Source organism: Magnetococcus sp. PR-3, assembly GCF_036689865.1.
Taxonomy (GTDB): Bacteria; Pseudomonadota; Magnetococcia; order Magnetococcales; family Magnetococcaceae; genus Magnetococcus.
This window is the reverse complement of the sequence record NZ_JBAHUQ010000013.1, coordinates 125415-151115: the sequence shown is the minus strand read 5'-3', so window position 1 is coordinate 151115 and position 25701 is coordinate 125415. Positions and strand designations below refer to the sequence as shown.

Genomic DNA, 25701 nt, shown 5'->3' with positions numbered 1-25701 from the left:
TACTTCACAGCATCTCTCCCAACCTCGTACAGTGTCTCTGGCCACCCCAAGCACCCCAGGCCAAAACCCGACAAAAAAAGGTCCATGCCTTGGAAGAGACATGGACCTTTTTTTTCATCACGAGCAAGAAGCAGAGCGCTTACTTGGTGGGCATTTCCAGCCCCATACGACGCGCAACCTCTTGGTAAGCCTCTTCAACACCACCCAAATCGCGGCGGAAGCGGTCTTTATCCAGCTTTTCACCGGTCTCCATATCCCACAGACGGCAGCTGTCGGGGGAGATCTCATCGGCCAAAACCAAGGTAGAAGGGCTCGCGGCCAGACGACCGTACTCCAGCTTGTAGTCCACCAGGTCAATACCGATGTTGGCGAAGAAGCCCAGCAAGATGTCATTAACCCGCAGAGACATCTCAATCATCTCTTCAATTTCACGATGCTTAGCCCAACCAAAGACTTCCGCATGATCCATAGTGATCATGGGATCATCCAGTTCATCGTTCTTATAGTAGAACTCGACCAATGGACGGGGCAGTTCTGTACCCTCTTCAAAACCCAGGCGGCGGGCCAAAGAGCCTGCAACACGGTTACGAATAACCACTTCCACAGGCAAAATTTCCACCTTGTGCACCAACTGCTCACGGGGTGAAATTTGTGCTTCCAGATGGGTGGGAATACCCACTTTTTCCAGAATGTGGTAGAGGCGGGCTGAGATCAGGCTATTAACCACGCCTTTATCGGAGATGGTACCCTTTTTCACCCCATTAAAGGCGGTGGCATCATCCTTAAAGTACTGGATAAGCATATTGGGTTCTTCGGTGGCAAACAGAGCTTTTGCCTTACCTTCGTAGAGCTTTTCCCCTTTTTGCATGGCACACTTCCTCGCGAAACAAAGCGGGTTTTTAAATAACCCGTACAACATGATGATCAGTTCTTTACGGTGTGGGAGAGAGCCCATCACCGCGGCGAACCGGTTGAATATCCACGCAGCGGCCATTTTTGGCCTCTGCGGTTATCACAGTTCCACACAACATCGCAGAACCTTCTTGGATGGTATGCCGTGCTGGCATAGCGCTCAGATATCGATCAATGATCGCTTCTGGCTTCACCCCAATAATTGAATTTACATACACACCACACATACCCATATCGGTCTGCATACCACTACCCCCTGGCATAATACGATAATCTGCTGTGGGAATGTGGGTATGGGTACCGACCATGGCGGTGATTCGTCCATCCAGATAGACAGCCATGGCCTGTTTTTCAGACGTTGCCTCAGCATGCATATCCACCAGAATAATGTCGCACTCCTGGCGGATCCGATCCAACAAGCTATCCGCAGCTCGGAACGGACAATCTACATCGTTCATAAAGACACGACCGATGAGATTGATTACACCAACTTTAACACCAGACTTGGTCGTTACAATACCATGACCATGCCCTGGTGCTGCAGGGGGATAGTTCGCTGGGCGTAAAACACGCCGCATCTGCTGGATCTCTGCGCTTAACTCTTTATAATGCCAAACATGGTTTCCGGTGGTCAGTAAGTCCACCCCCATGTCAAAGATCTGGTTGGCATGTTTGGGGGTTAGCCCATTACCATTGGTGGCATTTTCAGCATTGGCCACCACCATATCCAGATCCAACTCTTTTTTCAGGCCAGCCAGATGATCCTGGACCACTTTACGTCCGGGCCGTCCGACAATATCGCCAAGCATGAGAATGCGGACTTGACCTGCACCTTTTGTGGGCACGGACATGGGCTTCCTTTCCTGGAAAAAAAGGCGTGATTTTAGCACAGAACCGCACTTTGGCAATCAAAAAGTGTTTTATAGCCCTTTTAGCAGGAGTCTTAAGTTATGGTTTGGCGGGTTTATCTTTCCGGTGAAATTCACACCGATTGGCGTACACAGATTGAACAAGGGTGCAAAGATGCAGGCTTGGATGTGCATTTTGATGCACCGGTTACAGACCATGCAGCCAGTGATGAGTGCGGTGTCCGTATTATGGGGGAGGAGCCCAACCCTTTTTGGGCAGACCACATGGGGGCCAACGTTAACGCCATTCGCACCCAAACCCTGTTAAAAAAAGCCGATGTAGTGGTGGTGCGTTTTGGGGAGCAGTACAAACAGTGGAATGCCGCGTTTGATGCAGGCCAAGCTGCGGCTTTGGGCAAGCCAATGATTGTCATGCACGATCCTAAGCTCACTCACGCCCTCAAGGAGATTGATGCCGCAGCCCGCGCCGTGGTACAGACACCAGAACAGGTTGTTGAAATGCTTAAGTATGTCATGACGGCATAAACCGTGTCATACCATAGCTTTCGCGGTGTGGCGTGAAGTGGGGCTCATCCCCTAGCAGGGTCATCCAGCGTGGACCGGCCTGTCTATTTAGCATGAGGGTTTCAAAGACGCTACCGGATCAGCCACCAAACAGCTTTGCTTCCTGCCACAGGGAGGATTGTTCTGTTGAACCCCGTCACTGAGATCGGCGGCTCCACCCCGGTAACACCCCAGCCAAAAAGCCCCCTATAGAACGCAATCTATAGGGGGCTTTTTCGTTTTAAACAGATCTAAAACTGTTAGGGTTTGGGTCACCGTTTAATCAGGTACCCTCCCCATCTTGCTAAGGATTAAGGCTGCATTAACCTGACCGGAACCAGCTGTTTCATATCGTCCCCCACGGTCATACGCCCAATCACACGGGGAATACCATCTGGCGCTCGAGCCATACCACGCACCAACTTCCAATCAATTTTGGCGGGGTAACCCGCACGGCGCCCTAACGCTTTACGTATGGCCATGGCGGCCATCTCTTCCAACGGTTTGGGGGGTTCCACCTCTTTTTTCCCACGTCTTTTGGTCGGTAGGCTCGGATAGATCTCCAGCAAAAGGTTATCTCCATACCACCCCGCCTTGGCCGGTTCGTTCACAATGGCCACACTGGAGCCTACACGGGCATTGGAGTGCAGTCGGGGAATATCTTCGGGATACATGCGGATACAGCCATGGCTTACCCGACGACCAATACCATAAGGTTTGTTGGTGCCATGGATCAGATAACCCGGCAAGCTCAGGTAGACCGCATGGGAACCCAGAGGGTTGTTTGGCCCCGCTGGCACCACCTTGGGGAGCTTAGGATTCTCTTTACGGATGGAAGCGGGCACATACCAGTTGGGCGCCGATTTTTTACGGGTAATTTTAGCCCGCGCAACCGGGGTATCAAATCCCTCCCGGCCAATACCAACCGGATAGGTTTCCAGGCTACCATCGCCACGCCGGTGGTAGAGACGCATCTCTGGCAGGTTGATGACCAACGCGGTGCCGCTATGTAAATCCGTTGGCAGAACATGCGTCATGGAGAGGAAAATTTCGTCCCCTTTTTTCGGTGCCCAGGCATCAATTTTAGGGTTGGCCAAAGAGACCTCGTTGTACCCTAAATCGTATGTACGCGCCAAAAGCAGCAGGGTCTCATGCCCTTGAATTCGATATTTAAAAGCGCCACTCCCGATCACCTCGGTTTGGGTATCAAAAGGGAGTGGCCGGTTTTTATGGGCCAGGTTGGCGTCCATTTGCAAATTCTTGACGCCATCTTTCTCTGTACCATCAAACCACTTCCAGTTTTGGTTACCAAATGCTGAGGCACAACCAAAACTGAGTGAACTGAACATCAACAGTGCCATACCCAGCACCGGACGTTGTAATCGCCATGTTTTCATGATGAACCAACCTTTTCTGCCAGGCGACGCAGTAGATGCAACGCCGTCTGACTGGCCTGATACCGAACCCGGTCCCGGTTACCCCGGTACAACCCCCGATGTTCCAGTATGTTCCCCTCCTGGGATACCACAGCAAGGAAGACGGTTCCTACCGGCTTATCCTCGCTCCCTCCTCCTGGACCGGCTATGCCGGTAATCGCCACGGCTAAATCAACACCGTGCCCTTTTAAGGCGCCTCGGGCCAACGCCAAAGCAACCTCTGCACTCACCGCACCACAGCGCTCTACCAACGGTGCAATACCCTCTACCGTCCGGGCCTTGGATTCATTGCTATAGGTAACCCAGGCTCCATCCAAATAATCACTGCTACCTGGCACAGCAGACAAGCGTGCTGCGGTCAAACCCCCGGTGCAGGACTCCGCCGTCGCCACCCGCCAACCACGCCGCCATAAAATTTCTGCCACATGCTGCTCTAAAGAGACCGGTCCCTGACCATAGAGCCGATTACCCCAGACATGGGGTAAACTTTCCCCCATAATGTCGCCAGAAGGGATCATGACCGCAGTATCCCCACTGGGCATAGGCATAACCTTGCAACGTCGGTACATCGCTGCTGCGGTTGTCTCATTCATATTCAAGGTGATGGTATCCGGGTTCCCCGCACACTCCACCAAGCGACATTCACTAAAGGGTAAACGCCTTAAACTCCGTGATCCTTCGGTCAAGATAACCCGTAATCCATACTCCAGCGCGGGCATTACCTCACTAACCGTATCATCACAGTAGGCGACCACCCGGCCCCGTTTGTTGGAGAGAAAACCCACCGTCTCCCCTGCAGCATTACGCAGCTGTTTGGCCCCTGCCACCCGTAGCGTGGTGGAGTTCTCCCCATCCAACCCCAGGGAGAGCCCAAGGCTGGAAAGGATCCCACGACGTAATCGGCCTGACTCACCTTGGGCCTGAATAATCATCACACCATAGCTATCAGCCAGCTCGGAGGGATCAAACTTCTCAGCCGGATCAATCTCCAAGGTATCCAACTGATCATAGCCCAATGAGAGCAGCATCAGATCCAATAGGGGGCGGTTGGAGGGACGCAGCAGTCCTTCCAACTCACTCCAACGGGGTGTCACCAACAGAGCACGCATGGTCGCAGTATTCATTCCTTGGTTTCGCTTTTCCTAAGGTGCTTGGCAGCCCTTTGGCAGCCCCTCTCAAAGGTAGCCCCCAACGCGGGAGAACCAGCACCCGTTTCAGACTCTATCGTCGTAAATGGGAAATTAGTAAAGCGGCAAGTGGGGCTGAGCCAGTAAAAGCAGGATACCTGCAAAGATACCCGCCACCAGATCATCCAACATAATACCCAAACCACCATGGATATGTTTATCCAGCCAACGGATGGGCCAAGGCTTTAAAATATCGAAAAAACGGAACAGTACAAACCCCACCAAAAGATTGGTGCCAGTAAGAGGTACAAACAGCATGGTTAGCAGCAAACCGGCGGTTTCATCAATCACCACCGCACCAGGATCCTCTCTACCCAACAGCACCACGGCACGGTTACAGACCCACCACCCCACGGCAGAGGTGATCACCAGAATGATCACATGTACGGTCACCCCCCCATACATGGCAAGCCATACCAGGGGTATGGATGCCACGGTACCCATGGTACCCGGTGCCTTAGGCGACCAGCCACTGCCACCTATGGTGGCCAGAAGCATGATTAAACGGTCGATAGCAGACCACGTGCGCCAGTGGGAAGGTGCTGTACCCCAAAACATAGAATAAAACCTCAAATGGTTTGAATAAGAGCGCTAAAAGGTGTGTCGAAAAGCTGGGGAGGAAGCGCTTGGATGGTCCCAGAACCATCTGTGCAGCTTGAGCAGGCACCACACCCCACGACTGGGGTGTAACATAGGCAGCTAATCCTTGCGGGTACGACCACCTATCCTCACTCGGCACACCGGTATGGCCAGACATCGGCGTCATCGTGGCGCACAAAGCTTCGGATAAAAAAAGGGGATCCCAAGAAAGCGCCTTCCCAATACTGGCCCTAGATCTTCCGAACAGGCCGAACACTGAGACTTTATAATCAATCATCACCACAAAAACCAGGAGACAAATCTCTACGCAACTGCCGCCCTAACGGACCGGGTGACCACACGTGCGATGGTCAAGCCCCCAGCCAGTATACTTGCTCAAGGGAGATATACACCCTCGACTTAGTGCCCACCCAGATAAGCATGGCGCACTTCCGGGTCATTCAACAGCGCCTGCCCTGAGCCCGATAAGGTAATGCGCCCATTCACCAACACATAGCCACGGTTGGCCAGTTGCAAGGCCTGGTTGGCATTTTGCTCTACCAAAAAGATGGTCACCCCCTCTTGGGCAATTTGCCGAAGTGTGGTGAAAATCTGTTTAATTATCAGTGGCGCCAAACCCAATGAAGGCTCATCAAGCAACAGCAGCTTAGGGCGGCTCATCAGGGCCCGACCAATGGCCAGCATCTGCTGCTCGCCACCGGATAGGGTACCGGCCCGTTGCGCTTTACGCTCCTCTAAGCGGGGAAACAGGCTCATCACCCGCTGTAGATCTTGCGCCTCACGGGTATCATCCCGCTCTTTGAGGGGTGCGGTACCCATGGCTAGGTTTTCCAACACCGTCATCTCACCAAAGATCCGGCGTCCCTCCGGCACTTGGGCAATACCCATACGGGCAATAGCATGGGTCGAGGCCTGGGTAATCTCCTCTTCATTAAACTTAATAACACCCGCCTGTGCCCGTGGATTACCAAAAATCGACATAAGCAGTGTCGACTTACCCGCGCCGTTGGCCCCAATTAAGGTCACAATTTCACCTTGGTGCACATGCAAAGAGACCCCATGTAGTGCGTGTACCGGGCCATAAGCAGCATCCACCCCCTCCAGTTGGAGCATCATATGTGGCTGGATCTCACTCATGCAGCATCATCCTCCACCCCCAAATAGGCCTCCAGCACGCGCGCATTGTTCTGAACTTCCTTCGCTGTACCACGGGCAATCACCTCACCATGGTCCAACACCACAACATGGTCAGAGATATCCATCACCAACCCCATATCATGCTCAATCAAAAAAATGGTGATCCCATGCCGTTCACGCAGTTTACGGATCGTGGCCGAAAGCTCTGTGGTCTCACGGGGGTTCAAGCCTGCCGCAGGCTCATCCAAGCAGATCAAAACAGGATCGGTACACAACGCCCGGGCGATCTCCAAACGTCGCTGATGACCATAGGGCAAGGCACCAGCCAACAGGTTGGCACTCTCTTCAATACCCAACTCAGAGAGCCAATAGAGCGCACGGTCCAGGGCATCTTGCTCACTACGTCGATAGGTGGCGGTCTGTAAGATACCCGAGAGCAAATTGCGGTTTACCCGCTCATGCTGGGCCACCAGCAGATTCTCCAGCGCTGTCATCTCTCTAAAGAGACGAATATTCTGGAAGGTACGAGCCACACCAGCCCGTGTCACCCGATGGCTCCCCCCAAACAGTTTGAAGTAGAGCCGCCGCATAAAAGCCGCTGGCTGAACAAAATCCTTCAGCTCAAAAGGCAGGCCCAACATCTCGACCAAATCTTGCCGCTTGTGACCTTGCCGGTTTAAAGAGATCTCCCCCTGGCTGGCCTTATAAAAACCGGTCACGCAGTTAAAGACGGTGGTTTTGCCCGCCCCATTGGGACCAATCAGGGCCGTAATACTCCCTTTTTCTACCCCAAAGGAGACCTCACTCAGTGCGGTCAATCCCCCAAAACGCATGGTCAGTTTATCGACATTTAATAAGCTCATGGCGATTTCTTCTCCACCACGAATTCTGGGCGATGAATTCTCAGCAGCCCCCGAGGTCGCCAGACCATCATTAAGACCATCGCCATACCAAAGATCAGCACACGGTACTCAGAAAAATCCCTTAAAATTTCGGGCAGTACCGTAAGCACCACCGCTGCCACAATCACACCCACAATGGAGCCCAGGCCCCCCAACACTACAATGGCCAGGATTAAAGCTGACTCAAAAAAGGTAAAGGAGGCTGGGTTGACAAACCCTTGGCTGGCGGCAAAAAACACCCCGCCAATGCCCCCCACTGTTGCCCCCATGGAGAAAGCGGATAGCTTGACCGTGACATGGTTAATCCCCAAGGAGCGACAGGCAATTTCATCTTCCCGCAACGCTTCCCAAGCACGGCCAATGGGCATTTTTTTTAATCGGTTAACTACATAGACCAACAGAATGACCATCAAAAGTAAGGTCACATAGATAAAGATATACCGAGCTGCTCGGGAGTAGTCGATCTCCATCCACTGCCCCAGCACCTCATGATAGGGGGTCCCCCCTTGCTTGGCACGTTTGGTAAACTCCATACCAAAAAAGGTTGGCAGGGGGGTTCGCAATCCATTGGGGCCACCGGTAAAGGTTAACCAGTTATTTAATACCAACCGGATGATCTCACCGAACCCCAAGGTGACAATGGCCAGATAATCACCATGCATCCGCAAGACCGGAAAACCCAACACCGCCCCAAAGCTGGCGGCAAGAATGGCCGCAAAGGGGATCGCCTCCCAAAAGCTCAGGTTCAGATACTCCGCGCCCAACGCATAACCATATGCACCAACTGCATAAAAGGCCACAAAGCCCAGATCTAGCAGCCCAGCCAGACCAACCACAATGTTCAAACCCAAACCCAATAACACATAGATTAAGGCCAACGTGGCGACATTGATCCAATATTTATTCAGCAAGAACGGTAGGGAGAAGGCTACCGCCAAGGTTAACCATATCATGACCTTATGGCGAAACTGGCCGGTAGGGCTAACCACCACCTCCACCCGATCCTTGCGCCTGAACAGGTTGGCGATGGGGGCTAAAGCCTCGGTATTACTCACGAACACCACTAAAAAACGGCCCACCAGCAGAACCCCAACCAGCCAGAAAGCGCGGGAGGGCTCATACTTAATGCCATACCCATTTAGCAGCATACCGGTCATGGGACCAAACAGCAGTAGGGCCAACAGACCCATTTTCAGGGCATCAATCGAGGCGTGTTTAAGGATCTTATTCATGGGCTCACACCTTCTCCACCGCAGGACGGCCTAAAAGACCACTGGGTTTAAAGATCAGTACCAGCACCAAAATGGAAAAGGCGAAAACATCTTTATAATCGGTGTTCACAAAGCCAGAAAAGAAGGACTCGGACAGCCCCAGAATCAGCCCACCCAACATGGCACCAGGTAGGGAGCCAATCCCCCCCAAAACAGCCGCTGTAAAAGCCTTAATCCCCGTGACAAACCCCACATGAAAATCAAAAGAGCCATAGTTTAAGGTCACCAAGACCCCTGCCACAGCAGCCATGGAGGCACCCAACACAAAGACAACTGAAATAATTCTATCGGTATTCACCCCCAACAGTTCCGCCATCATACGGTCTTGTTGGGTAGCGCGGCAGGCACGCCCTAAGGGGGTTTTTTGGATAATCCAGGTCAGAATACCCATGCTGATCAACGCCACCACCACAATCATTAATTGTAGATAGGTGATCTGTACAAACTGGTCCGGGCTATCCCCCATTAACCGCAGGTTACCTTCTATCAGGCTTGGCACCCCTTGGTTGCGGCTACCCTGGGCCAAACGCACATAGTTTTGTAGAACCAACGACATGCCAATGGCGGAAATAAGGGGCGCTAAGCGGGTAGAGCCCCTTAACGGTCGATACGCCACCCGCTCTACCGACCACCCATAGAGCGCTGTAAAGAGAATCGCGATAACCAACGTAATGATAAGGGCTAAAAAGACCGAGTTAAACCCCATGGTTGTAAGTACCGCCAGGGTTATGGCCGTTAGGTAGGCGGAGATCATGTAGATCTCACCATGGGCAAAATTGATCATGCCAATGATGCCATAGACCATGGTGTAGCCCACGGCAATCAAGCCATAAATGGAACCAAGGACCAGACCATTAACCAGTTGCTGTCCAACGACATAGCTGTTCATAGGGTTCTAGAGGTTAGAGGGCCAAAATTGGCGTAAGTGATATGCTTTAACTATAAAGAAGCAGCCTAACAGCCTGAGGGTTGGGCACTGTGATCATGCAAATAAACCTGTTGTTCACAGATACCCTGGCCGTTACCTGATAAAAAAAGGAGGGCATATCTCTATGCCCTCCCCTTTTTTTATTCTACCTCGGCATATTTGCCGTTTTTGTCCCACTTATACATCACATAGTCACTCACCTTCAGGTCACCTTTGGCATCCCATGCCTTGGTTCCCATGACGGTCTCGACCGGGTTGCTCTTTAACCAAGCGGCCAGTTTTTCCCCATCGGTAGATCCCGTTGCTTTCATGGCTGCAGCAATGGATTGCACCACAGAGTAAGCATACAGGGTATAACCTTCAGGCTCATAGCCAGTTGCGCGGAACTTAGCCACCAAGGCTTTACCTGCAGGATTTTTACGAGGGTCCGCGCCAAAGGTCATATAGACATTCTCAACAAAACGTCCACCCCCTGCGGCTGTCACAAACTCCTCAGAGACAATACCGTCACCAGAAATAAGGGGTGCCTCAATACCTTGCTCACGCATTTGCCGGACCAGGGGCCCGGCCTCACTATGCAACCCGCCAAAATAGACCGCATCGGCCTTAACAGATTTGATCTTGGTGACCAGCGCATTAAAATCCTTCTCACCACGGGTCAAGCCTTCGTAGAGGACCTCTTTCATACCCAGGCTATGCAGGTGAGCTTTCATGGCATCGGCCAAACCCTGACCGTAGGTATCTTTGTCATGCAAAACCGCGACACGTTTGGCGCCCAGCTTATTGACCACAAAATTGGCACCAACAGTACCTTGCTGATCATCCCGGCCACACATACGTAAAATGGTCTTTAAACCACGTTCGGTGACCATAGGGTTGGTGGAACCGTGGGTCATTTCCAAAATGCCCGCTTCGTCATACACCTCAGAAGCAGGCATGGTGGTGGAGGAACAGAAATGCCCAACTACAGCATGTACTTCATCATTGTCCACCAAACGGTTTGCCACGGACATCGCCTGCTTAGGTTCGCAGGCATCATCCCCTTTGATCAGTTGAATCTTCTTACCGTTAATGCCCCCCGACATATTAATATTTTTAATCGCAGCCTCAGCACCCCGCCACTGCTGCTCACCAAACGCTGCATAGGGGCCGCTAAACGGACCGGCCACACCCATACGGATCATATCCCCAGCTTGTGCGGCTACAGCGGCCATACCAGCCACAGCAACTGCTGCCGAGATTACACTTTTGCCCCAATTGCTCATCTCTTCACCTCGTCACAGAAGGTCATACTCCGCCCAAATTCATTCCAAAACCAACATAATGAAGCAATTAAACCCACAAATCCAGAAAACCCACTCTAGCACCCTTCCTTCAATTGTCAAAAAAAAGGGACCCTTAGCACTTAAACCACACTTCTTATGCATCCTCGGTGCTTCATGTGTTCACCCTGTTGTCATGCAACTACTTAATAATTCATGACTCTAAGTTCCTTGATCATCATTTTTTTGCATCCATTAAGGTTCGCTATGATTTCGTTCAAACCCTATATCCCCAAACTTTTGCACCACCAGCCTGCAACCTCCCTGCTTATGGCCTTACTGCTGGTTATGATCACACAAGGCACTTTGGCCACCATGGGCTGGCGCATGACAGCCCATAACGCCCCTTTGATTGATGCCAGTATGGAGATCAAATTTGAGCTGACCCGTTTTCATCTCTGGTTTGAAGAGATCATCCAAAGGGATCATAGCATGACAGAGGCACAGGTTTGGCAGCATCTGAAGGAAGCGGATTGGTATGCCAACGCCATGCTAGAAGGCGGGGAGAACCATGAAGGTCGTTTTATTGCTCTGAAAAATCCCCACTTAAGGGAAGTCTTAACCCAACTGCGGCTAACCATGGACAGCCTACAACAGGTGGCTAAACAGCGCCTGGTTACCAGCCAAAACAGCGGCGCAGGTACGGCAAAGGATCAACATTTTGATCTGCTTTTTCAAAAAGCCCTTGCTCAGGCAGACCTTATTGAAACCAACATTCAACAACGGATTAAACGAGAGCTAGACCACTATTTGGCAACCGCGTTAATCCTGACATTCAGTTTTCTTCTATTGACCTATTTTGTCTGGAAGCTGCTGAAACGTCATGAGGCTAAAAATCAACAGACCCAAGAAATTCTGGAGCAGGCCAACCAGGCCAAGGATCAATTTATGGCGGTGGTTAGCCATGAGCTACGTACACCCTTGAACGCCATTGTGGGCATGTCTCAAGTCTTGCTGGAAGAGGCCCATGACCCTGACCAACAACGACAACTGGCCATTGTAGAAAAAGCGGGGGCTCACCTCACGCGACTTATGGATGATCTGTTGGATCTGGCCGCCATTAATGCAGGTAAACTCTCGATGGAATCCGAGCATATTGCTCTACAACCGTTTTTGGATGAGATCATGGGGCTGTTTATTCAACAGGCCCATCAAAAAAAACTGATGATCCAGCTAGAGCTGGACCCTAAGCTACCTCGTCATATTGAAGTTCCCGCCACACGCTTGCGTCAGATCCTGATCAACTTACTCAACAACGCCATAAAATTCACCGATCACGGGCTGATTTCGCTCTCTCTCTCCACGGCTCACTATCATTCCCAGGTGCACATTGAGGTTAAAGATACCGGCCAAGGTATATCGGAAGCTGCTCTACAGCAGATTCTTGAACCTTTTTTCCAAGTAGACAGTAGCGATACCCGCCAACAAGGTGGTGTGGGCCTTGGGCTGGCCATCTGCCGTGCATTGGTTGAAGCCATGGGTGGGCGTATTCATGTCAGTAGCCAAGTGGGGCTGGGTTCACGGTTTTGGTTTATCATTCCCTATATCAATCAAGATAAACCACAACAGCAAGGAGAGAGGGACAAGCTGGTGAATACAGCATCTTTGCCACCAAAGATGGTCCGTATGGATTAATCCCACCTTGATCCGAGCAACAACTTTTGACCGCTCTCTTTCGGTGCTACAGTAGCCTGACTTTTTCTCCCATAAGGCCGAATATCATCATGCATCGAGACGAAGCGGAAAAGCTGCTACAAACCATGGTGGGCTCAGACCAAGCCTGCTTTCGCCCCGATCAGTGGGAGGCGGTGGATGCCCTGGTCAACCACCAAAAGCGGCTTATGGTGGTCCAGCGTACCGGCTGGGGTAAGAGCGCTGTTTACTTTCTAAGCACAGCCATTCTTCGTCAACAAGGGGCCGGTCTTACCATTATTGTCTCCCCCCTTCTGGCCTTGATGCGTAACCAGGTACACGCCGCTAAACGGTTGGGGATTACCGCCACATCCATCAACTCTGCCAATAGTGACGATTGGGAATCGATCATTGAGGAGATCCTGGCCAACCGCATCGATGCCCTGCTTATCTCCCCCGAGCGGTTTAGTAACCCCAAGTTTATGGATACCGTGCTGGCCCGAATTCTTGACCACATTGGCATGTTTGTGGTGGATGAAGCCCACTGCATTTCAGATTGGGGACATGACTTCCGGCCTGACTATCGCCTACTGGTCCACATTATCCAGCAAATGCCCGCGAGCACACCTATTTTAGGCACCACGGCGACCGCCAACAACCGGGTACTACAAGATATCCAGGCACAGTTGGGGGATGTTGAGATCCTACGCGGCACACTGATCCGTGAGAGCTTACTTCTACAGAACCTACACCTACCCGATCAAACCAGCCGCATGGCTTGGTTGGCTCAGCATATTCCCAACCTGCCCCACAGTGGCATTGTCTATGTGCTGACCAAGCGGGATGCTGATCAGGTTTCAACGTGGCTTAACGATCATGGTATTCAAGCACTCCCCTATTACAGTGGGGTTATGGGTCCTGGTTTTGCGACCAGTAATGATTACCGGCTCTACCTGGAAGATCAGCTTATTAGCAACCAAATCAAAGTGCTGGTCGCCACCTCTGCATTAGGTATGGGTTATGACAAACCCGACTTGGGTTTTGTTATTCATTATCAGGCCCCTGGATCTGTCATCAGCTATTACCAACAGGTGGGCCGGGCTGGGCGTGCGTTAGAACAAGCTTATGGCATTCTTTTCCATGGGGTGGAGGATGAAGCCATTCATCGTCATTTTCGATCACAGGCTTTTCCACAAGAGCATGAGGTTGAGAGCATACTCCACATTTTAAAAACCCATGAGGGTGCGACCCTAAAAGAGATCATGCGCCATGGCAATTTAGGCTGGGGGCAGGTTGAGAAGGTACTCAAATTTTTAAGTGTGCAAAAGCCTGCACCGGTTATGAGGGAGGGGCGCACGTGGCAGGTCACCGACCACCCCTTTACCATGGATCATGCCCATATTGAGTATCTCACCCAGCAGAGGGAACAGGAGTGGCAGGAGGTTCAAGCCTATATTGAGAGCCAAACCTGCCTCATGCGTTTTTTACGTAACGCTTTAGATGATCCCGACGCCTCCAATTGCGGTCAATGTGCCGTGTGCCGTGGTCAATCCATCGTACCAACCAGCTGGGAAGCTGGGCAAGCCGAAGCCGCCCGCACCCTTCTGCAGCAAAGCCATATTCCCTTTGAACCAAGAAAGCAGACCGACACAGGTGCTTTTAAGGTTGAGAATATCCCCTACCGCATTCCCAAAAAACAGCAAGCCCAGCCGGGCCGCGTACTCTGCCGTTGGCAAGATGCCGGATGGGGCATGTTGGCGGCACAAGGGTATAAAAAACGCCGTTTTGCCGATGAGCTGGTCGAAGCCATGGCACAGATGATTGAACAGTGGCAGCCCAACCCAGCCCCCACCTGGGTGAGCTGTGTCCCATCCAGCCGGATTATGGACCGGGTTCCTGACCTCTGCTTACGTTTATCCCAACGCTTAGCTCTCCCTTTTGATCCCTGTGTGGAGCAGATCCAAAACAACGCCCGGCAAAAGCAGATGCAAAACACCTTTCACCAGTGCCAAAACCTGGATGGTGTGTTTAAGGTCGGTCGTATTCAACATCAAGGACCCGTACTGCTGATTGATGATTATGTTGATTCCCGCTGGACCCTAACCGTTGTAACCGCCTTACTGGCCCAAGCAGGGGTTGAGACCATCTACCCTGCAGCCCTGTTTACCTTAGACAATACAGCGTAAACAGCCGTCGTTATAAGACGACACAGAAGCAGAGCGGTTGCTAAGAGATCCCCCCAAACCGCACCATACGGAGCGCACGCTGTTGATGAACGTTCTGTGTTGCGGGCATAGAGCAAGGGGTCGCCATTGTTAACCCCTGACCGCTAATCAGCCACCTGTACAGAACAGAGTAAACCTGATGGTGATACGACAAAGGGCCCTTCTAAACATTTAGAAGGGCCCTTTGGGTACCACCCTATGACCAACGGGGAGCAGGCTCTGATTATTCAGGCCAAGGCTTTAGATCTTGAGGGGCAAAGAAGTAGAGCGCGCCACCATCTTGCTTCATCTCACCTGCGGTTCGCTCAGCAACGGGACCAAAACCGGTAAACAGATCTACCCGCCCGGCCCCACGAATGGCCCCTCCGGTATCCTGGTTGGCCACCAAACGCACCTCTTTTTTCCAACCCACTGGGGGTCCTTCACCGCTGAATTTTGGCAGCTCTGTACGGATCATGGCTGGCGCCCCACGGGGGAACAGCCGGTAGTCTGTGGCAATGGCCCGCCCCGGCTTTAGGGGTACCCCAATATTACCGTAAGGCCCCCCTGTAATCTCTTTAAAGAAGACATAGGAAGGGTTGTGGTTTAGCACACGCTGCTGTTGCTCTGGGTGCGCCTCCAACCACTTGCGTAGAACCGGCAGACTCATCGCCTCTTTAGAGACATGCCCCTCTTCAATAAGCAATTTACCAATGGAACGGTAGGGGTGACCGTTGGCATCGGCATAACCAACCCCCATCATGGTGCCGTCAGTTAGCTGAACCTTACCGGACCCCTGAACCTGCAAGAAAAACAGAGCCACAGGATCATCGACCCAAACCAGTTCCAGATCGCGATCTTTAAGTGCCTTTTTTTGCTCAATATCAGCTCGGTCATGGTAAGGCATCAACCGGTTGCCCTTACGTTGACCGCGCAACATGGTGTTGGGTAGATCCTTACGGAAATCGCGCAGACGCAAGGTCACCAACTCATCAGGGCGTTTATAGATTGGATATTTAAACCGTTCTGTCTGAACTCTTGATCCATAAAGAAGCGGCTCGTAGTACGCGGTAAAAAGCACACTACCCTGCTCATCATGACCCACAGCCTGGAAGGGGGTGGCGTTCTTATACATCCAACGGGCAAAGAGGTAAGGTTTGGCCGTTGAAGCACCTTGGGCCATTTGGCGGGTAAACTCAGCCATTTTGCCCATGGTGGTGTAGTAACGCCCAAAACGTACTTTTTTCTGAGCAGGTTGCCGCTTGTAATAGAAGTAGCTCTGCTCTAAGGCTTCCGCCCAAGCCCGCAGGGCCGCACGTTTGGGTTTGGGGATCGGCAAATCTTGCCAATCTACCTCGACCAACGCTTCCGAAGGGTGCATCTCCGGGGCCTGTTCTGGGATGTCGGGCTCTCCTAAAAAACTACATCCAGACAGCGTGATCAGGAGAGCAATCAGTAGTGCCCACGGGCGTTTACATAACATCGGTGCGCTCCCAAAGGTCGCATTTTTATGGGTGACAGGCAAAAATCTCATGCTCTATCTATGCAACCGTTGTTCCTGTTGCATGACAATAGGGATGATTTTTTAGGCAGGCTGACACATCGCACCCCAGAGATCTCTATAGGGAACATTACCTAGACCACACCCACGCCAAAAAATGGCTTGTAAATGCACGATCCTCACACGTTTTACGCCCCTGCAACCCTGCTGCACCGACGGTAGAACGAGAGAGAGCGATCACTCAGATGGTGATTTTGGCGGATGTGAAACCTGATCCCCACAGGTCACCTTACAGGATGTTGCCTCGGCTACCGGTTTACGCTCAGCAGGGGGTAGTGTCAGATTATTGCGCGGCATTAACCGCCATATAGCAAAAACAATCAGCAAGGGAAAGATCCAACCCATGAGCCAGCCTAAGGGATGATCTGCCTCATCTTGAAGCGTCGGCGTGGACTTGCCGTTGGGGGTTTGTTCTTGAACCTGAGGGAGGGTATCGGCGAGGGGGTGGGAAAGCTCGGCCCATCCAACAAAGAGCAGAGTCACCATGAACAACAGACGTACAACCATCATGGCACCCTTTTAGTGTGTAAGATTACGTGGCTGGGGGAAACATCCACCCCAGCCACGCAAAGCTTTGATCATGCTTACTAAGGCTGCTGAATAGCGGTAAGCTGCCAGTTGGGGCTCTGAGCGCCCTCAGGGCGGGCAAAGGCCCAGTATTCACTAATCAACTGAGGCATTTTAGGATCACCCTCCACAATCGTCCCACTGGCATCTTCAATGTACTCAATTAGGGAGACATTAAAGCGTACCGTCAGGTAATCCATACCTTGCTCATTCCAAGCTTCAACAATGGCTGCTTCATTAAAGTGAATATCTTTCACCACATCCTTTTGCCCACTGGCGATCAGTTGCTGGGCATGTGCATCCACATCCTTCATCATCTGCTCCGTCAATAGACCTTGCAGTTGGTTTGGATCGTAGTTACTCCAGGCCGATTGCAGCATTTCAAAACACCGCTTCGCACCATCGATGAAGGTGAACTCATCAAAGTTAGGGTCTTGTTCCATCAGCCGGGCCATGACCTGTTCCATCTCACTATCGCCTGCTGGGGCGGCATTCGCCTCCGTCTCGACAGGTTGAGAGGTTGATACTGGCGCTTCAGCTTGACGCTGCATCGGTGCGCTGTCGGTCTCTTCATCTAAATCATGCTGACTTTGACGCTGCTGGCCATGGGGCATGGGGCTGGCATAGGCTGTATCATCTGCCGGACGGCGACCAGCCATAAACTTTTTAACCAAAAAGAACACCCCGGCGCCCAAGAGCAGCATCATAAGCAACCCACCCAGGCCACCACCGGCACTGAACAGGGAACCTAACAGTCCACCCAACAACAAGCCGCCGAACAGACCACCCAACATGCCACCCATACCACTTTTTTTCTGCTGCTGCCCCTTACCGGTAGCCTGCTGCTGTTGTGAAGAGCGCTGGCTTTGACCGCTTGAAAAACGGCTGGGGCTGCTCTTTGGGGCGGTGTTCATACTCCGGCTACCTTTAAAGCCGAAAGAGGATTTACGCCCCATACGTGCATCGGCATCTTTAGGCATAACCACCAGTGCAGAGAACATGAAGGTTAAAACAATGGCAAACAGGGCAAACCATGTGCGTTGACGCATGGTATTTTTCTCCAGATTGGATGTGTGTAAAAATTCAAAAATAAAGGTTTAACACGTCCTACAGATGGGCTTGATCTTCAAACACCACCTAGGCTGTTCTAAAGTATCCACATGGATAAGGCAAGAACGCGTCGATGCTGTGCGGCACCTTACGCCCCCTTGGTTTGGCCGATCACCCTCTTAAAGCAGGACCGAACGGCATATTTTATCCATAAATAAACCACCTCACAGCACCAGTCCAATTGGGTACAGACTCTTCCCTTAAGACGGTACCAAAAGCCAATATGGGCTAACCTTTTTGGCGCACACGTGGCTGTTGTTTTTCCCGTGCTCTCCACAACACTTCCGCCAAATGTCGAACCTTGGTTGGGTGACCAGCCTCCTCCAACCCTGCTTGGGTATTAAGGATACACCCAGGGTTTGTGGCAACAACCGTCTGTGCCCCGGTCGCCTCAATGGCATCCAGCTTCTCTTTGCGGATTAAACGGCTGCGCTGTGGATAACGCACCATATACTCTCCACCAGCCCCACAGCAAGCCCCATCTCCGGCGATCTCCTCCACAGCGACAGGCAGTGCATTCAACAAAGATCGGGGCTCAGCATAAGTTCCCAAGCCATGCCGCATCTGACAATGGTCTTGAAAAGCCAAACGTCCCATACCAGGATCTTCCGCCGCCTGCTGCCACTGACTTTGATAGCGGTCCAAAAATTCAGTTAAGTCCAGAACCTTATCGGAGAACTGCTTGGCCAGCTCGGTATAGGCTTTCTCTCGCTTACCCACCGCTTTGCCGAAACTGCGCGCGGTAACCGTACAAACCGAGCTATCACAGATCACCGCCTCAACCGCACCCAGATCACCAAAGGCATCCAATGTGGCTTTGGCTTGGCGCATAAACGCCTCTTTATCCCCCCGCTCCCGGTGTGGTGCTCCACAGCAACCAAACCCTTGAGGGGTTACAACGCGAAAACCCAAACTCTGTAACAAGGCCCGAGCACTCATCCCTACATGGGGTAAAAACAAACGGGCCATACACCCCCCCAACAGAGCCACAACCGGTGCATCTTCTGCCGGTTCAGGCAACCATACAGGTACCGGGGGACGATGCGCGGGGATGAGCCGCTCCTTACGGGACAGAGGAGGAACAAGCCGCAACAGTGGCCGTACGATCCGTTGCACACCACCGCGTACATACCAGTCGAGCAACCGGGTAGCCAAGGCCGTTTTGGCGTGGCTATCGGTTATACCATGCAGCCATTGACCCATGGGGGTTGATGGAATGGGATCCAAAGCCCGTGCGGCCAACGACAGCTTGCCCGGACGCACCCCAACGGGGCAAGCCTGATGGCACGCCCGACAGCCAATACAGTGAGAGAGCGCATCCACCGCGTCACTGGGTTGAATGGCACCACGGATCAAAGCCAGCACAATCGATACCCGCCCCCGAGGTGATTGCATCTCCTCGTTTTCTACCTGATAGGTCGGGCATACCGGCAGACAGTAGCCACAGTGGGTACACTTTTCTGCATTTTTTAATTGGCTATACTTGGGTTTACTCACACATTTTCCAGTCATTGGTGGCTCTCCAGCTCCGTCACAGTTAGATATGGGATCGACCACGGAAAATTGCAAGGGGCACACACCATATCCCCTTTACATAGAGCCGCTATCTTTTACCTTTGTGTGAGCTTAAACCACGTTTCTCACGCTGTGGAATCAGCTCCACGCCCACCCTTATGCCCTTGAGGTTTGCGAAAAAACTTCTGTTGGCTATAATGGGCGATTCACTTTACATGGAATACGCGGATTTATAACCCGCGCTTTGCCTTCATAAATACGCAGGAGAAGACCATGGCAGGTCATAGTAAATGGGCCAATATTAAACACCGTAAAGGGGCCCAAGATGCCAAACGGGGCAAAATCTTTACCCGCTTGATCAAAGAGATCACTGTGGCTGCCCGTATGGGTGGAGGCGACCCCGACTCCAACCCCCGTCTGCGTGGTGCTATTACAGCTGCGCGGGCCCAAAACCTGCCTAAAGACACCATGGAAAAAGCCATTAAACGTGGCACCGGTGAACTGGAAGGGGTGGAGTACGAAGAGGTCCGCTTTGAAGGATATGGCCCCGGTGGTGTGGCCATTATTGTGGATTGTTTGACCGACAACAACAACCGTACCGTTGCCGATGTACGCCATATCTTCACCAAGTATGGCGGCAACATGGGTACCACCGGTTGTGTGGCCTTTATGTTTGATAAAAAAGGCCAAATTATGTTTGAAGCTGAAGGGCTGGATGAAGATGCCATTATGGAAGCCGCCCTGGAAGCCGGTGCTGAAGATGTGATCCAGGAAGAGGATGGTTTTGAGGTCTTAACCGACCCGAACGATTTCTCAGATGTACTGGAAGCTCTGGCCGAGGCAGGTTTTGATAAACCCATGGAAGCTGAAGTCACCATGCGCCCCCAGAACACCCAAGCTTTGGATGAGAAGCAGGCTTCTACCATGCTTAAGCTCTATGAAAAGCTTGAAGAGAACGACGACGTTCAGAATATTTACGCCAATTTTGAAATCTCCGATGAGATCATGGAGCGTTTGGATTAATGGCCAATGGTAGCCCCATCCGTGTGATCGGCATTGATCCCGGTAGCAATGTCACAGGGTGGGGCGTTATTGATGGCCTTGGTCAGCGTCAGCAGGTGGTGGAGTACGGTACCATCCGCTTAAATGGCAAAGACCCCCTCCCCCAGCGTCTACAACAGATCCATGCCCAACTGCTGACCATTATCGAACGCCTACACCCCCATGAGATGGCGGTAGAAGAGGTGTTTGTCTCGCAAAATGTACAGAGCGCCTTAAAACTGGGCCATGCCCGTGGCGCCGCCATTGTGGCTGGTGCCCAAATGGGTCTACCAGTGGCGGAATATACCGCTGTACAGGTCAAAAAAGCCGTGGTTGGCTATGGCCGGGCCGATAAAAACCAGATGCAGGAGATGATGCGCATGCTGCTTAATCTGGAAAAAAAACCGGCCCAGGATGCCGCAGACGGATTGGCCATTGCCATGTGTCATCTTAATCAGCGTCAGTGGCACCAACAGACCGTACCATCGGCCATTCTTGGCATCAAACAAGGGAGTGTGCGGCGATGATAGCCCATCTCAAAGGAACGGTTGCCACCAAACACCCAGATCACGTTGTGCTAGATGTTGGGGGGGTGGGTTACCGGGTCTTTATCTCCCTGGCCACCTATAACGAACTCCCCAGTGTGGGGGAAGCGTTCACCATCTTCACCGTCACCCATGTTCGTGAAGATGCCTTTTTGCTCTACGGTTTTCATACCGAGGCCCAACGTAGCCTGTTCAACCTACTGACCAATGTGAATGGTATCGGCACCAAGATCGCCCTGGCTGCACTCTCTACCTATGCCCCCGACGCTTTAACCGCAGCACTGTCAGGTGAAGATGTCACCATGCTTTGCCGTATTCCAGGTGTAGGAAAAAAGACAGCACAACGCATGGCTATGGAGTTAAAAGATAAAATGGGTGGGCTGCCAACTTCAGCAGCCATCGGTGGTGTGGCCGCCCCTGTGGCCGCCCCCTCCCCCGCAGGTATGCGAGAAGAGGTTGCCTCGGCCCTGCTTAATCTGGGTTATAAACGCCCCCAGGTGGATGCCGCCTTGGCCAAGGTCTTTGCCGCCCAAGAGATCACCGACCTGTCGGAGGCTTTAAAAGGGGCATTAAAAATTCTTGCCCCCACATCCTAACCCTCAGGGTGTCTCAAAGCCCCACGTTAGAACACCAGCAACAGCCCATGCGCCCCTAACACCGCCCCCATAACCGTAACCAAACTGACGGTTAGTAAGACCCAATGCATCTTCTGCATAAAGCGGAAGGTTCCTTCTGGGTGGGTTATGGCTTTTTCTTTAAAAAGGCGGTGCAGGATAAGGGGTTCCAACACAAAGAGGATGACGGTAAACAGGGCCCAAACGGCCACCATGGCATGCAACCACCAGTAGCCAGGCGTGCTAAACAGCGACCATCCATCCATTGTGTAAAGCATATAAAAACCTGTTAGCCCGGTCAGCAAGGTGGTGATACGTGCCTGTTTGGCAAAACGCTGTTCAACCTGCTCAAAAAACTGAACCCGCTCCTCAACGCGTTTCATACGTCGCACAGCGGGTAGTAAAACCGTGGTTACCATCGCCACCCCACCAATCCATAACACCACGCCTACCAAGTGTAACCCCCGCGCTACCACAGAAAAATCGATCTCCACGTTCCCAACCCCCTCGACCAACAGGTATCCACTAGACGATACGTACCAGAACCCATACGACTCATTCCATTCATACACCAGTTTTCGTAACAAGTATCATTCTTATTTTAACCCATGTACACCCTACTCGGACTGAGACACACCATCTCTTGATATGGTGTCATTCAAACCTTCATGCCTCAGGCCAATCTTAAGACAAGAGCCCCTCTTCACGGGTCATGCTGCCGATGTCTTCACCCTCCCCCCCCCCACAGCTTCGTGCGCAAATTAAGGCAGGGTTTTTGAACCTAAAAAACCGATGACCATCACAATCAGCCCTGTTTAGCTTTCCACCCTAAAAACCAAACATGGGATAGAAACCAGAGGCTTCACATGTTATTTTTTAAAGATATCGTTTTTTCATCATGAAGCATTACATGCGGCACTTAACCAACGAGCGACACACTTTTTTTATATTAGGAACCACCTTATGAAATCTCATAAGCAACCTTGGTTTACATGGGCTGTTTTGCTCATACCTGTGCTCTTTATGAGCGCATGTGCCACAACCCCACCTGTGACCAATAGCAAAAATCTACTCAACACCTGCAACGTCTATTTAGCCAGCAACCGTCTCTCACTGCCTGAAACCCCACAGGGAGAAACGCCGAAAAATGCGATGGATTGTTACCAAGCGGTGTTACACCAAGACCCAGGTAACAGTGATGCCGCCAAAGGTCTGTGGAAGGTGGAAAAACGCTATGCGCGCCGTATTGAAACAGCCTTACGCACCAACAACCGATCCCAGGCTAAAAAAGATTTAAAACGGCTGAGGGTGGTCAACCCTGAAAGCTCTTTCATCCCCAAACTGGAACGAAAGATCACCCCGCGCTCAAAAACAACCACCCGCCGTACCGTAAAACCAGCTAAGAAACAATTAGAGACTAACCGGGCGGATATTGCCGCACAGTGGCGCAAGCAGATACGTGAACGGTATAAATCCAAACCATCCAAACAGCTCAAAAAGTCCCGTTCAAATAAGCCTAAACTAATCCGCCCTACGCTTAATAAAGGAAAAGAATTTGAAATTTAAGTGCCTTACCTACTTTATTCCTGCTCTTTTCCTGCTGCTTACCGCCGTGCCTGGGCATGCTGAAGATCTACCCTTACTCTTTTTGGAGAACGATGGTAAGAGCCTAGAAATACAGATCCACAACTACCTAGAAGAGAAAAAAGGGTGGAAATTAACACGCCGCTGGATGGGGGAAGACAAAGAGGATCTGGTTCTTATTTTTAAAGGAAAATATAAAGGTACCCCCATTTTCCTCTTTATTGATTCCAGCATCAGTGCCGTTAAACGCAATAAAAAAACGGGGAAAGAGACCTTGTTGGAAAAGGTCATTAAGGTGCGTGGCAGCATTAAATGCCATTTAGGCAAGTCCAAAAAGAAAAAAGCTCTGCTGCTGGAGGCCATGAACCACTATAAGCGCAACTACTGGAACCCCCCATCGCTCTATTTGGATAAAAACAACAACATCACCTACCAATGGCCCATCAATATTGCGGGTGACCATGCGCCCATTCATGCTGGGCAGGTATTAAATGTGGTTCAAAAGCTGATCCACAGCGTGCATCAATACATCTACCCGATGAAAAAGAAGTTCTGTTCGTAAAGCCCCAAAGCATGCGCTAAGACAAGACGCCTGCCCGTATTAGGGCAGGCTCTTTTATGGGTTATGCCCCACCACCCCGGCCAATATCTCATCGCTGATCCCTCAAACTGTACGGTCATATTTCAACATCCCTTCCCCTGCTTGGGGATCCCCAGTAGAGTATAGGATTGAAAGAAATTTCGGGGCATACCCTGCCCTGCTCCACCACGCCACGGAGGGCGTGTTTCATGGAAGAGATGCCATCCCGCATCATCTCGGGGGATCCCGAGCACGGTGAACCGTTCCAAGAGAACGGCCTACGCCCTAAATACCTCAATGACTTTGTGGGGCAAAAAGCCTTAAAGGCCAACCTCACCGTCTTTCTGCATGCCGCCAAACAACGTGCTGAAGCCATTGACCATATCCTACTGCATGGCCCGCCAGGGCTGGGCAAAACCACCATGGCGCAGATTATCGCGTCAGAGATGGGTGTCGGCCTACGTTCAACATCCGGCCCGGTCATTGATAAAGCCGGGGATCTAGCCGCACTGCTGACCAACCTAAACCCTGGTGATGTACTGTTTGTCGATGAGATCCACCGTCTAAGCCCAGCCGTTGAAGAGATTCTCTACCCTGCCATGGAGGATTTTCAGCTGGATATCATGATTGGTGAAGGGCCTTCAGCCCGATCCGTCAAGATTGACCTTCCCCGTTTTACCCTGGTTGGGGCCACCACCCGTGCCGGTATGCTCACCAGCCCCTTACGGGATCGGTTTGGTATTTTGGCCCGTATGCAGTTCTATGAGCCCGATGAACTTCAACAGATTGTGACCCGCTCGGCAGCCATTATGGAGATTGAGATCTCCCCCGAAGGGGCATTTGAAATTGCCCGTCGTTCACGGGGTACCCCACGTATTGCCAACCGCCTGCTACGCCGGGTCAGAGATTTTGCTCAGGTCGCCGGTCCTGGCCATATTGATAAGGACCTTGCTGACCGGGCCCTTTTGGCTTTGGAGGTGGATCGCAGCGGTCTGGACAACATGGACCACCGCTTGCTTAGTGCCCTGTTGGACAAGTTTGGGGGGGGACCTGTTGGTTTGGATACCCTAGCCGCCGCCATTGGTGAAGAGCGCTCAACCATTGAAGATGTCATTGAGCCCTACCTGATCCTACAAGGGCTGCTGGACCGGACACCAAGAGGACGTAAGGCGACACCATCCAGTTACGAGGCCATGGGTCGTCCGTCACCCCGTAACCTGCAGCAAGGAATGCTGCTATGAGTTTGTTTGAACAAGCGATTCGGGTCTATTACGAAGATACCGATGCCGGCGGTGTGGTTTACCACAGTCGCTACCTGAACTTCATGGAACGCTGCCGGACAGACTGGTTACGAAACCTGGGCGTGGAACAAGAAAGTTTGGCACACGCAACCGGGTTACGCTTTGCAGTCACACACATGGAGATCGCCTTTCAGAAACCGGCACTCCTTGACGATCTTTTGACGGTTTCTGTGTCGGATCTCCGACGCAGACCCGCCAGTCTTGCTTTTACCCAGGAGATCAAACGACAGGATACCCTGCTCATTCAAGCAACCGCCCGCGTGGCTTGCCTGGATGAAAATTTGCGCCCGGTACGCCTGCCCGTTGATCTTTTGCAACGATTGCCACAATAGAGGCTGTC

At 51.9% G+C, this 25701-nt stretch carries 25 protein-coding genes; 10 read left to right on the top strand and 15 right to left on the bottom strand.

Annotated features, from left to right (window positions below; translation table 11 throughout):
- Positions 1-139: 139 nt before the first annotated feature.
- Positions 140-868 carry a phosphoribosylaminoimidazolesuccinocarboxamide synthase gene (purC, locus tag V5T57_RS09535; protein ID WP_332890970.1) on the bottom strand — a complete coding sequence of 243 codons (729 nt, stop codon included), beginning with the start codon at positions 866-868 and terminating at the stop codon, positions 140-142.
- Positions 869-932: 64 nt separating this feature from the next.
- Complete coding sequence (locus V5T57_RS09530) at positions 933-1763, bottom strand: TIGR00282 family metallophosphoesterase (RefSeq protein WP_332890969.1); 831 nt, start codon at positions 1761-1763, stop codon at positions 933-935.
- Between the two features lie 99 nt (positions 1764-1862).
- Here V5T57_RS09530 and V5T57_RS09525 point away from each other — a divergent pair, with 99 nt between their 5' ends.
- Positions 1863-2306, top strand: a complete 444-nt coding sequence (locus tag V5T57_RS09525; protein WP_332890968.1) for a YtoQ family protein — start codon at positions 1863-1865, stop codon at positions 2304-2306.
- Positions 2307-2635: 329 nt separating this feature from the next.
- Here the strand turns inward: V5T57_RS09525 and V5T57_RS09520 are convergent, their stop codons facing one another.
- From V5T57_RS09520 to V5T57_RS09485, 8 genes are all read right to left on the bottom strand, one after another.
- A complete protein-coding gene (locus V5T57_RS09520; RefSeq protein ID WP_332890967.1) occupies positions 2636-3721 on the bottom strand; it encodes a L,D-transpeptidase family protein in 1086 nt (361 codons plus the stop codon).
- On the bottom strand, positions 3718-4884 hold the full coding sequence (locus V5T57_RS09515) for a CinA family protein (RefSeq protein ID WP_332890966.1): 1167 nt from the start codon (positions 4882-4884) through the stop codon (positions 3718-3720). Before V5T57_RS09515 ends, V5T57_RS09520 begins: the two co-directional genes overlap by 4 nt.
- Positions 4885-5001: 117 nt before the next feature.
- Positions 5002-5505: a phosphatidylglycerophosphatase A family protein gene (locus V5T57_RS09510; protein WP_332890965.1), complete on the bottom strand. Its 504-nt coding sequence runs from the start codon at positions 5503-5505 to the stop codon at positions 5002-5004.
- A 441-nt stretch (positions 5506-5946) separates the two neighbouring features.
- Positions 5947-6663 carry an ABC transporter ATP-binding protein gene (locus V5T57_RS09505; protein WP_442918194.1) on the bottom strand — a complete coding sequence of 239 codons (717 nt, stop codon included), beginning with the start codon at positions 6661-6663 and terminating at the stop codon, positions 5947-5949.
- 17 nt (positions 6664-6680) lie between these two features.
- Positions 6681-7553: an ABC transporter ATP-binding protein gene (locus tag V5T57_RS09500; RefSeq protein WP_442918193.1), complete on the bottom strand. Its 873-nt coding sequence runs from the start codon at positions 7551-7553 to the stop codon at positions 6681-6683.
- Entirely contained in the window at positions 7544-8818 is a 1275-nt protein-coding gene (gene livM, locus V5T57_RS09495; protein ID WP_332890963.1) for a high-affinity branched-chain amino acid ABC transporter permease LivM, read from the bottom strand. Before livM ends, V5T57_RS09500 begins: the two co-directional genes overlap by 10 nt.
- Before the next feature lie 4 nt (positions 8819-8822).
- Complete coding sequence (locus V5T57_RS09490; RefSeq protein WP_332890962.1) at positions 8823-9746, bottom strand: ABC transporter permease subunit; 924 nt, start codon at positions 9744-9746, stop codon at positions 8823-8825.
- 179 nt (positions 9747-9925) lie between these two features.
- Positions 9926-11050: a branched-chain amino acid ABC transporter substrate-binding protein gene (locus V5T57_RS09485; RefSeq protein ID WP_332890961.1), complete on the bottom strand. Its 1125-nt coding sequence runs from the start codon at positions 11048-11050 to the stop codon at positions 9926-9928.
- 264 nt (positions 11051-11314) lie between these two features.
- On the opposite strand from V5T57_RS09485, the gene V5T57_RS09480 reads away from it, so the two are divergent.
- Complete coding sequence (locus V5T57_RS09480) at positions 11315-12742, top strand: sensor histidine kinase (RefSeq protein ID WP_332890960.1); 1428 nt, start codon at positions 11315-11317, stop codon at positions 12740-12742.
- Between the two features lie 89 nt (positions 12743-12831).
- The gene (locus V5T57_RS09475; RefSeq protein WP_332890959.1) at positions 12832-14925 is read left to right on the top strand and encodes a RecQ family ATP-dependent DNA helicase; all 2094 of its coding nucleotides are present in this window, start codon (positions 12832-12834) and stop codon (positions 14923-14925) included.
- A gap of 262 nt (positions 14926-15187) precedes the next feature.
- On the opposite strand, the gene mltA is transcribed toward V5T57_RS09475, so the two are convergent.
- From mltA to V5T57_RS09455, 4 genes are all read right to left on the bottom strand, one after another.
- The gene (gene mltA / locus V5T57_RS09470) at positions 15188-16426 is read right to left on the bottom strand and encodes a murein transglycosylase A (RefSeq protein ID WP_332890958.1); all 1239 of its coding nucleotides are present in this window, start codon (positions 16424-16426) and stop codon (positions 15188-15190) included.
- Positions 16427-16681: 255 nt separating this feature from the next.
- Positions 16682-17014, bottom strand: coding sequence for a hypothetical protein (locus V5T57_RS09465; protein ID WP_332890957.1), 333 nt, complete (start codon positions 17012-17014; stop codon positions 16682-16684).
- Between the two features lie 77 nt (positions 17015-17091).
- Positions 17092-18120 carry a Tim44 domain-containing protein gene (locus tag V5T57_RS09460; protein ID WP_332890956.1) on the bottom strand — a complete coding sequence of 343 codons (1029 nt, stop codon included), beginning with the start codon at positions 18118-18120 and terminating at the stop codon, positions 17092-17094.
- Between the two features lie 289 nt (positions 18121-18409).
- Positions 18410-19693, bottom strand: coding sequence for a (Fe-S)-binding protein (locus V5T57_RS09455; protein WP_332890955.1), 1284 nt, complete (start codon positions 19691-19693; stop codon positions 18410-18412).
- A 276-nt stretch (positions 19694-19969) separates the two neighbouring features.
- On the opposite strand from V5T57_RS09455, the gene V5T57_RS09450 reads away from it, so the two are divergent.
- The 3 genes from V5T57_RS09450 to ruvA are packed head-to-tail and all read left to right on the top strand — an operon-like array spanning position 19970 to position 21878.
- Positions 19970-20719, top strand: a complete 750-nt coding sequence (locus V5T57_RS09450) for a YebC/PmpR family DNA-binding transcriptional regulator (RefSeq protein ID WP_332890954.1) — start codon at positions 19970-19972, stop codon at positions 20717-20719.
- Between the two features lie 17 nt (positions 20720-20736).
- Positions 20737-21264, top strand: a complete 528-nt coding sequence (ruvC, locus tag V5T57_RS09445) for a crossover junction endodeoxyribonuclease RuvC (protein ID WP_442918192.1) — start codon at positions 20737-20739, stop codon at positions 21262-21264.
- A complete protein-coding gene (gene ruvA, locus V5T57_RS09440; RefSeq protein WP_332890952.1) occupies positions 21261-21878 on the top strand; it encodes a Holliday junction branch migration protein RuvA in 618 nt (205 codons plus the stop codon). Before ruvC ends, ruvA begins: the two co-directional genes overlap by 4 nt.
- Positions 21879-21904: 26 nt before the next feature.
- Here ruvA and V5T57_RS09435 read toward each other — a convergent pair whose 3' ends face one another.
- Entirely contained in the window at positions 21905-22390 is a 486-nt protein-coding gene (locus V5T57_RS09435) for a hypothetical protein (RefSeq protein WP_332890951.1), read from the bottom strand.
- A 469-nt stretch (positions 22391-22859) separates the two neighbouring features.
- Here V5T57_RS09435 and V5T57_RS09430 point away from each other — a divergent pair, with 469 nt between their 5' ends.
- From V5T57_RS09430 to ybgC, 4 genes are all read left to right on the top strand, one after another.
- Complete coding sequence (locus tag V5T57_RS09430) at positions 22860-23462, top strand: hypothetical protein (RefSeq protein ID WP_332890950.1); 603 nt, start codon at positions 22860-22862, stop codon at positions 23460-23462.
- Positions 23452-24042, top strand: a complete 591-nt coding sequence (locus V5T57_RS09425) for a hypothetical protein (RefSeq protein ID WP_332890949.1) — start codon at positions 23452-23454, stop codon at positions 24040-24042. Before V5T57_RS09430 ends, V5T57_RS09425 begins: the two co-directional genes overlap by 11 nt.
- A gap of 227 nt (positions 24043-24269) precedes the next feature.
- Positions 24270-25301, top strand: coding sequence for a Holliday junction branch migration DNA helicase RuvB (ruvB, locus tag V5T57_RS09420; RefSeq protein ID WP_332890948.1), 1032 nt, complete (start codon positions 24270-24272; stop codon positions 25299-25301).
- Positions 25298-25693 carry a tol-pal system-associated acyl-CoA thioesterase gene (gene ybgC / locus V5T57_RS09415; RefSeq protein WP_332890947.1) on the top strand — a complete coding sequence of 132 codons (396 nt, stop codon included), beginning with the start codon at positions 25298-25300 and terminating at the stop codon, positions 25691-25693. Before ruvB ends, ybgC begins: the two co-directional genes overlap by 4 nt.
- The last annotated feature ends 8 nt before the right edge of the window (positions 25694-25701 follow it).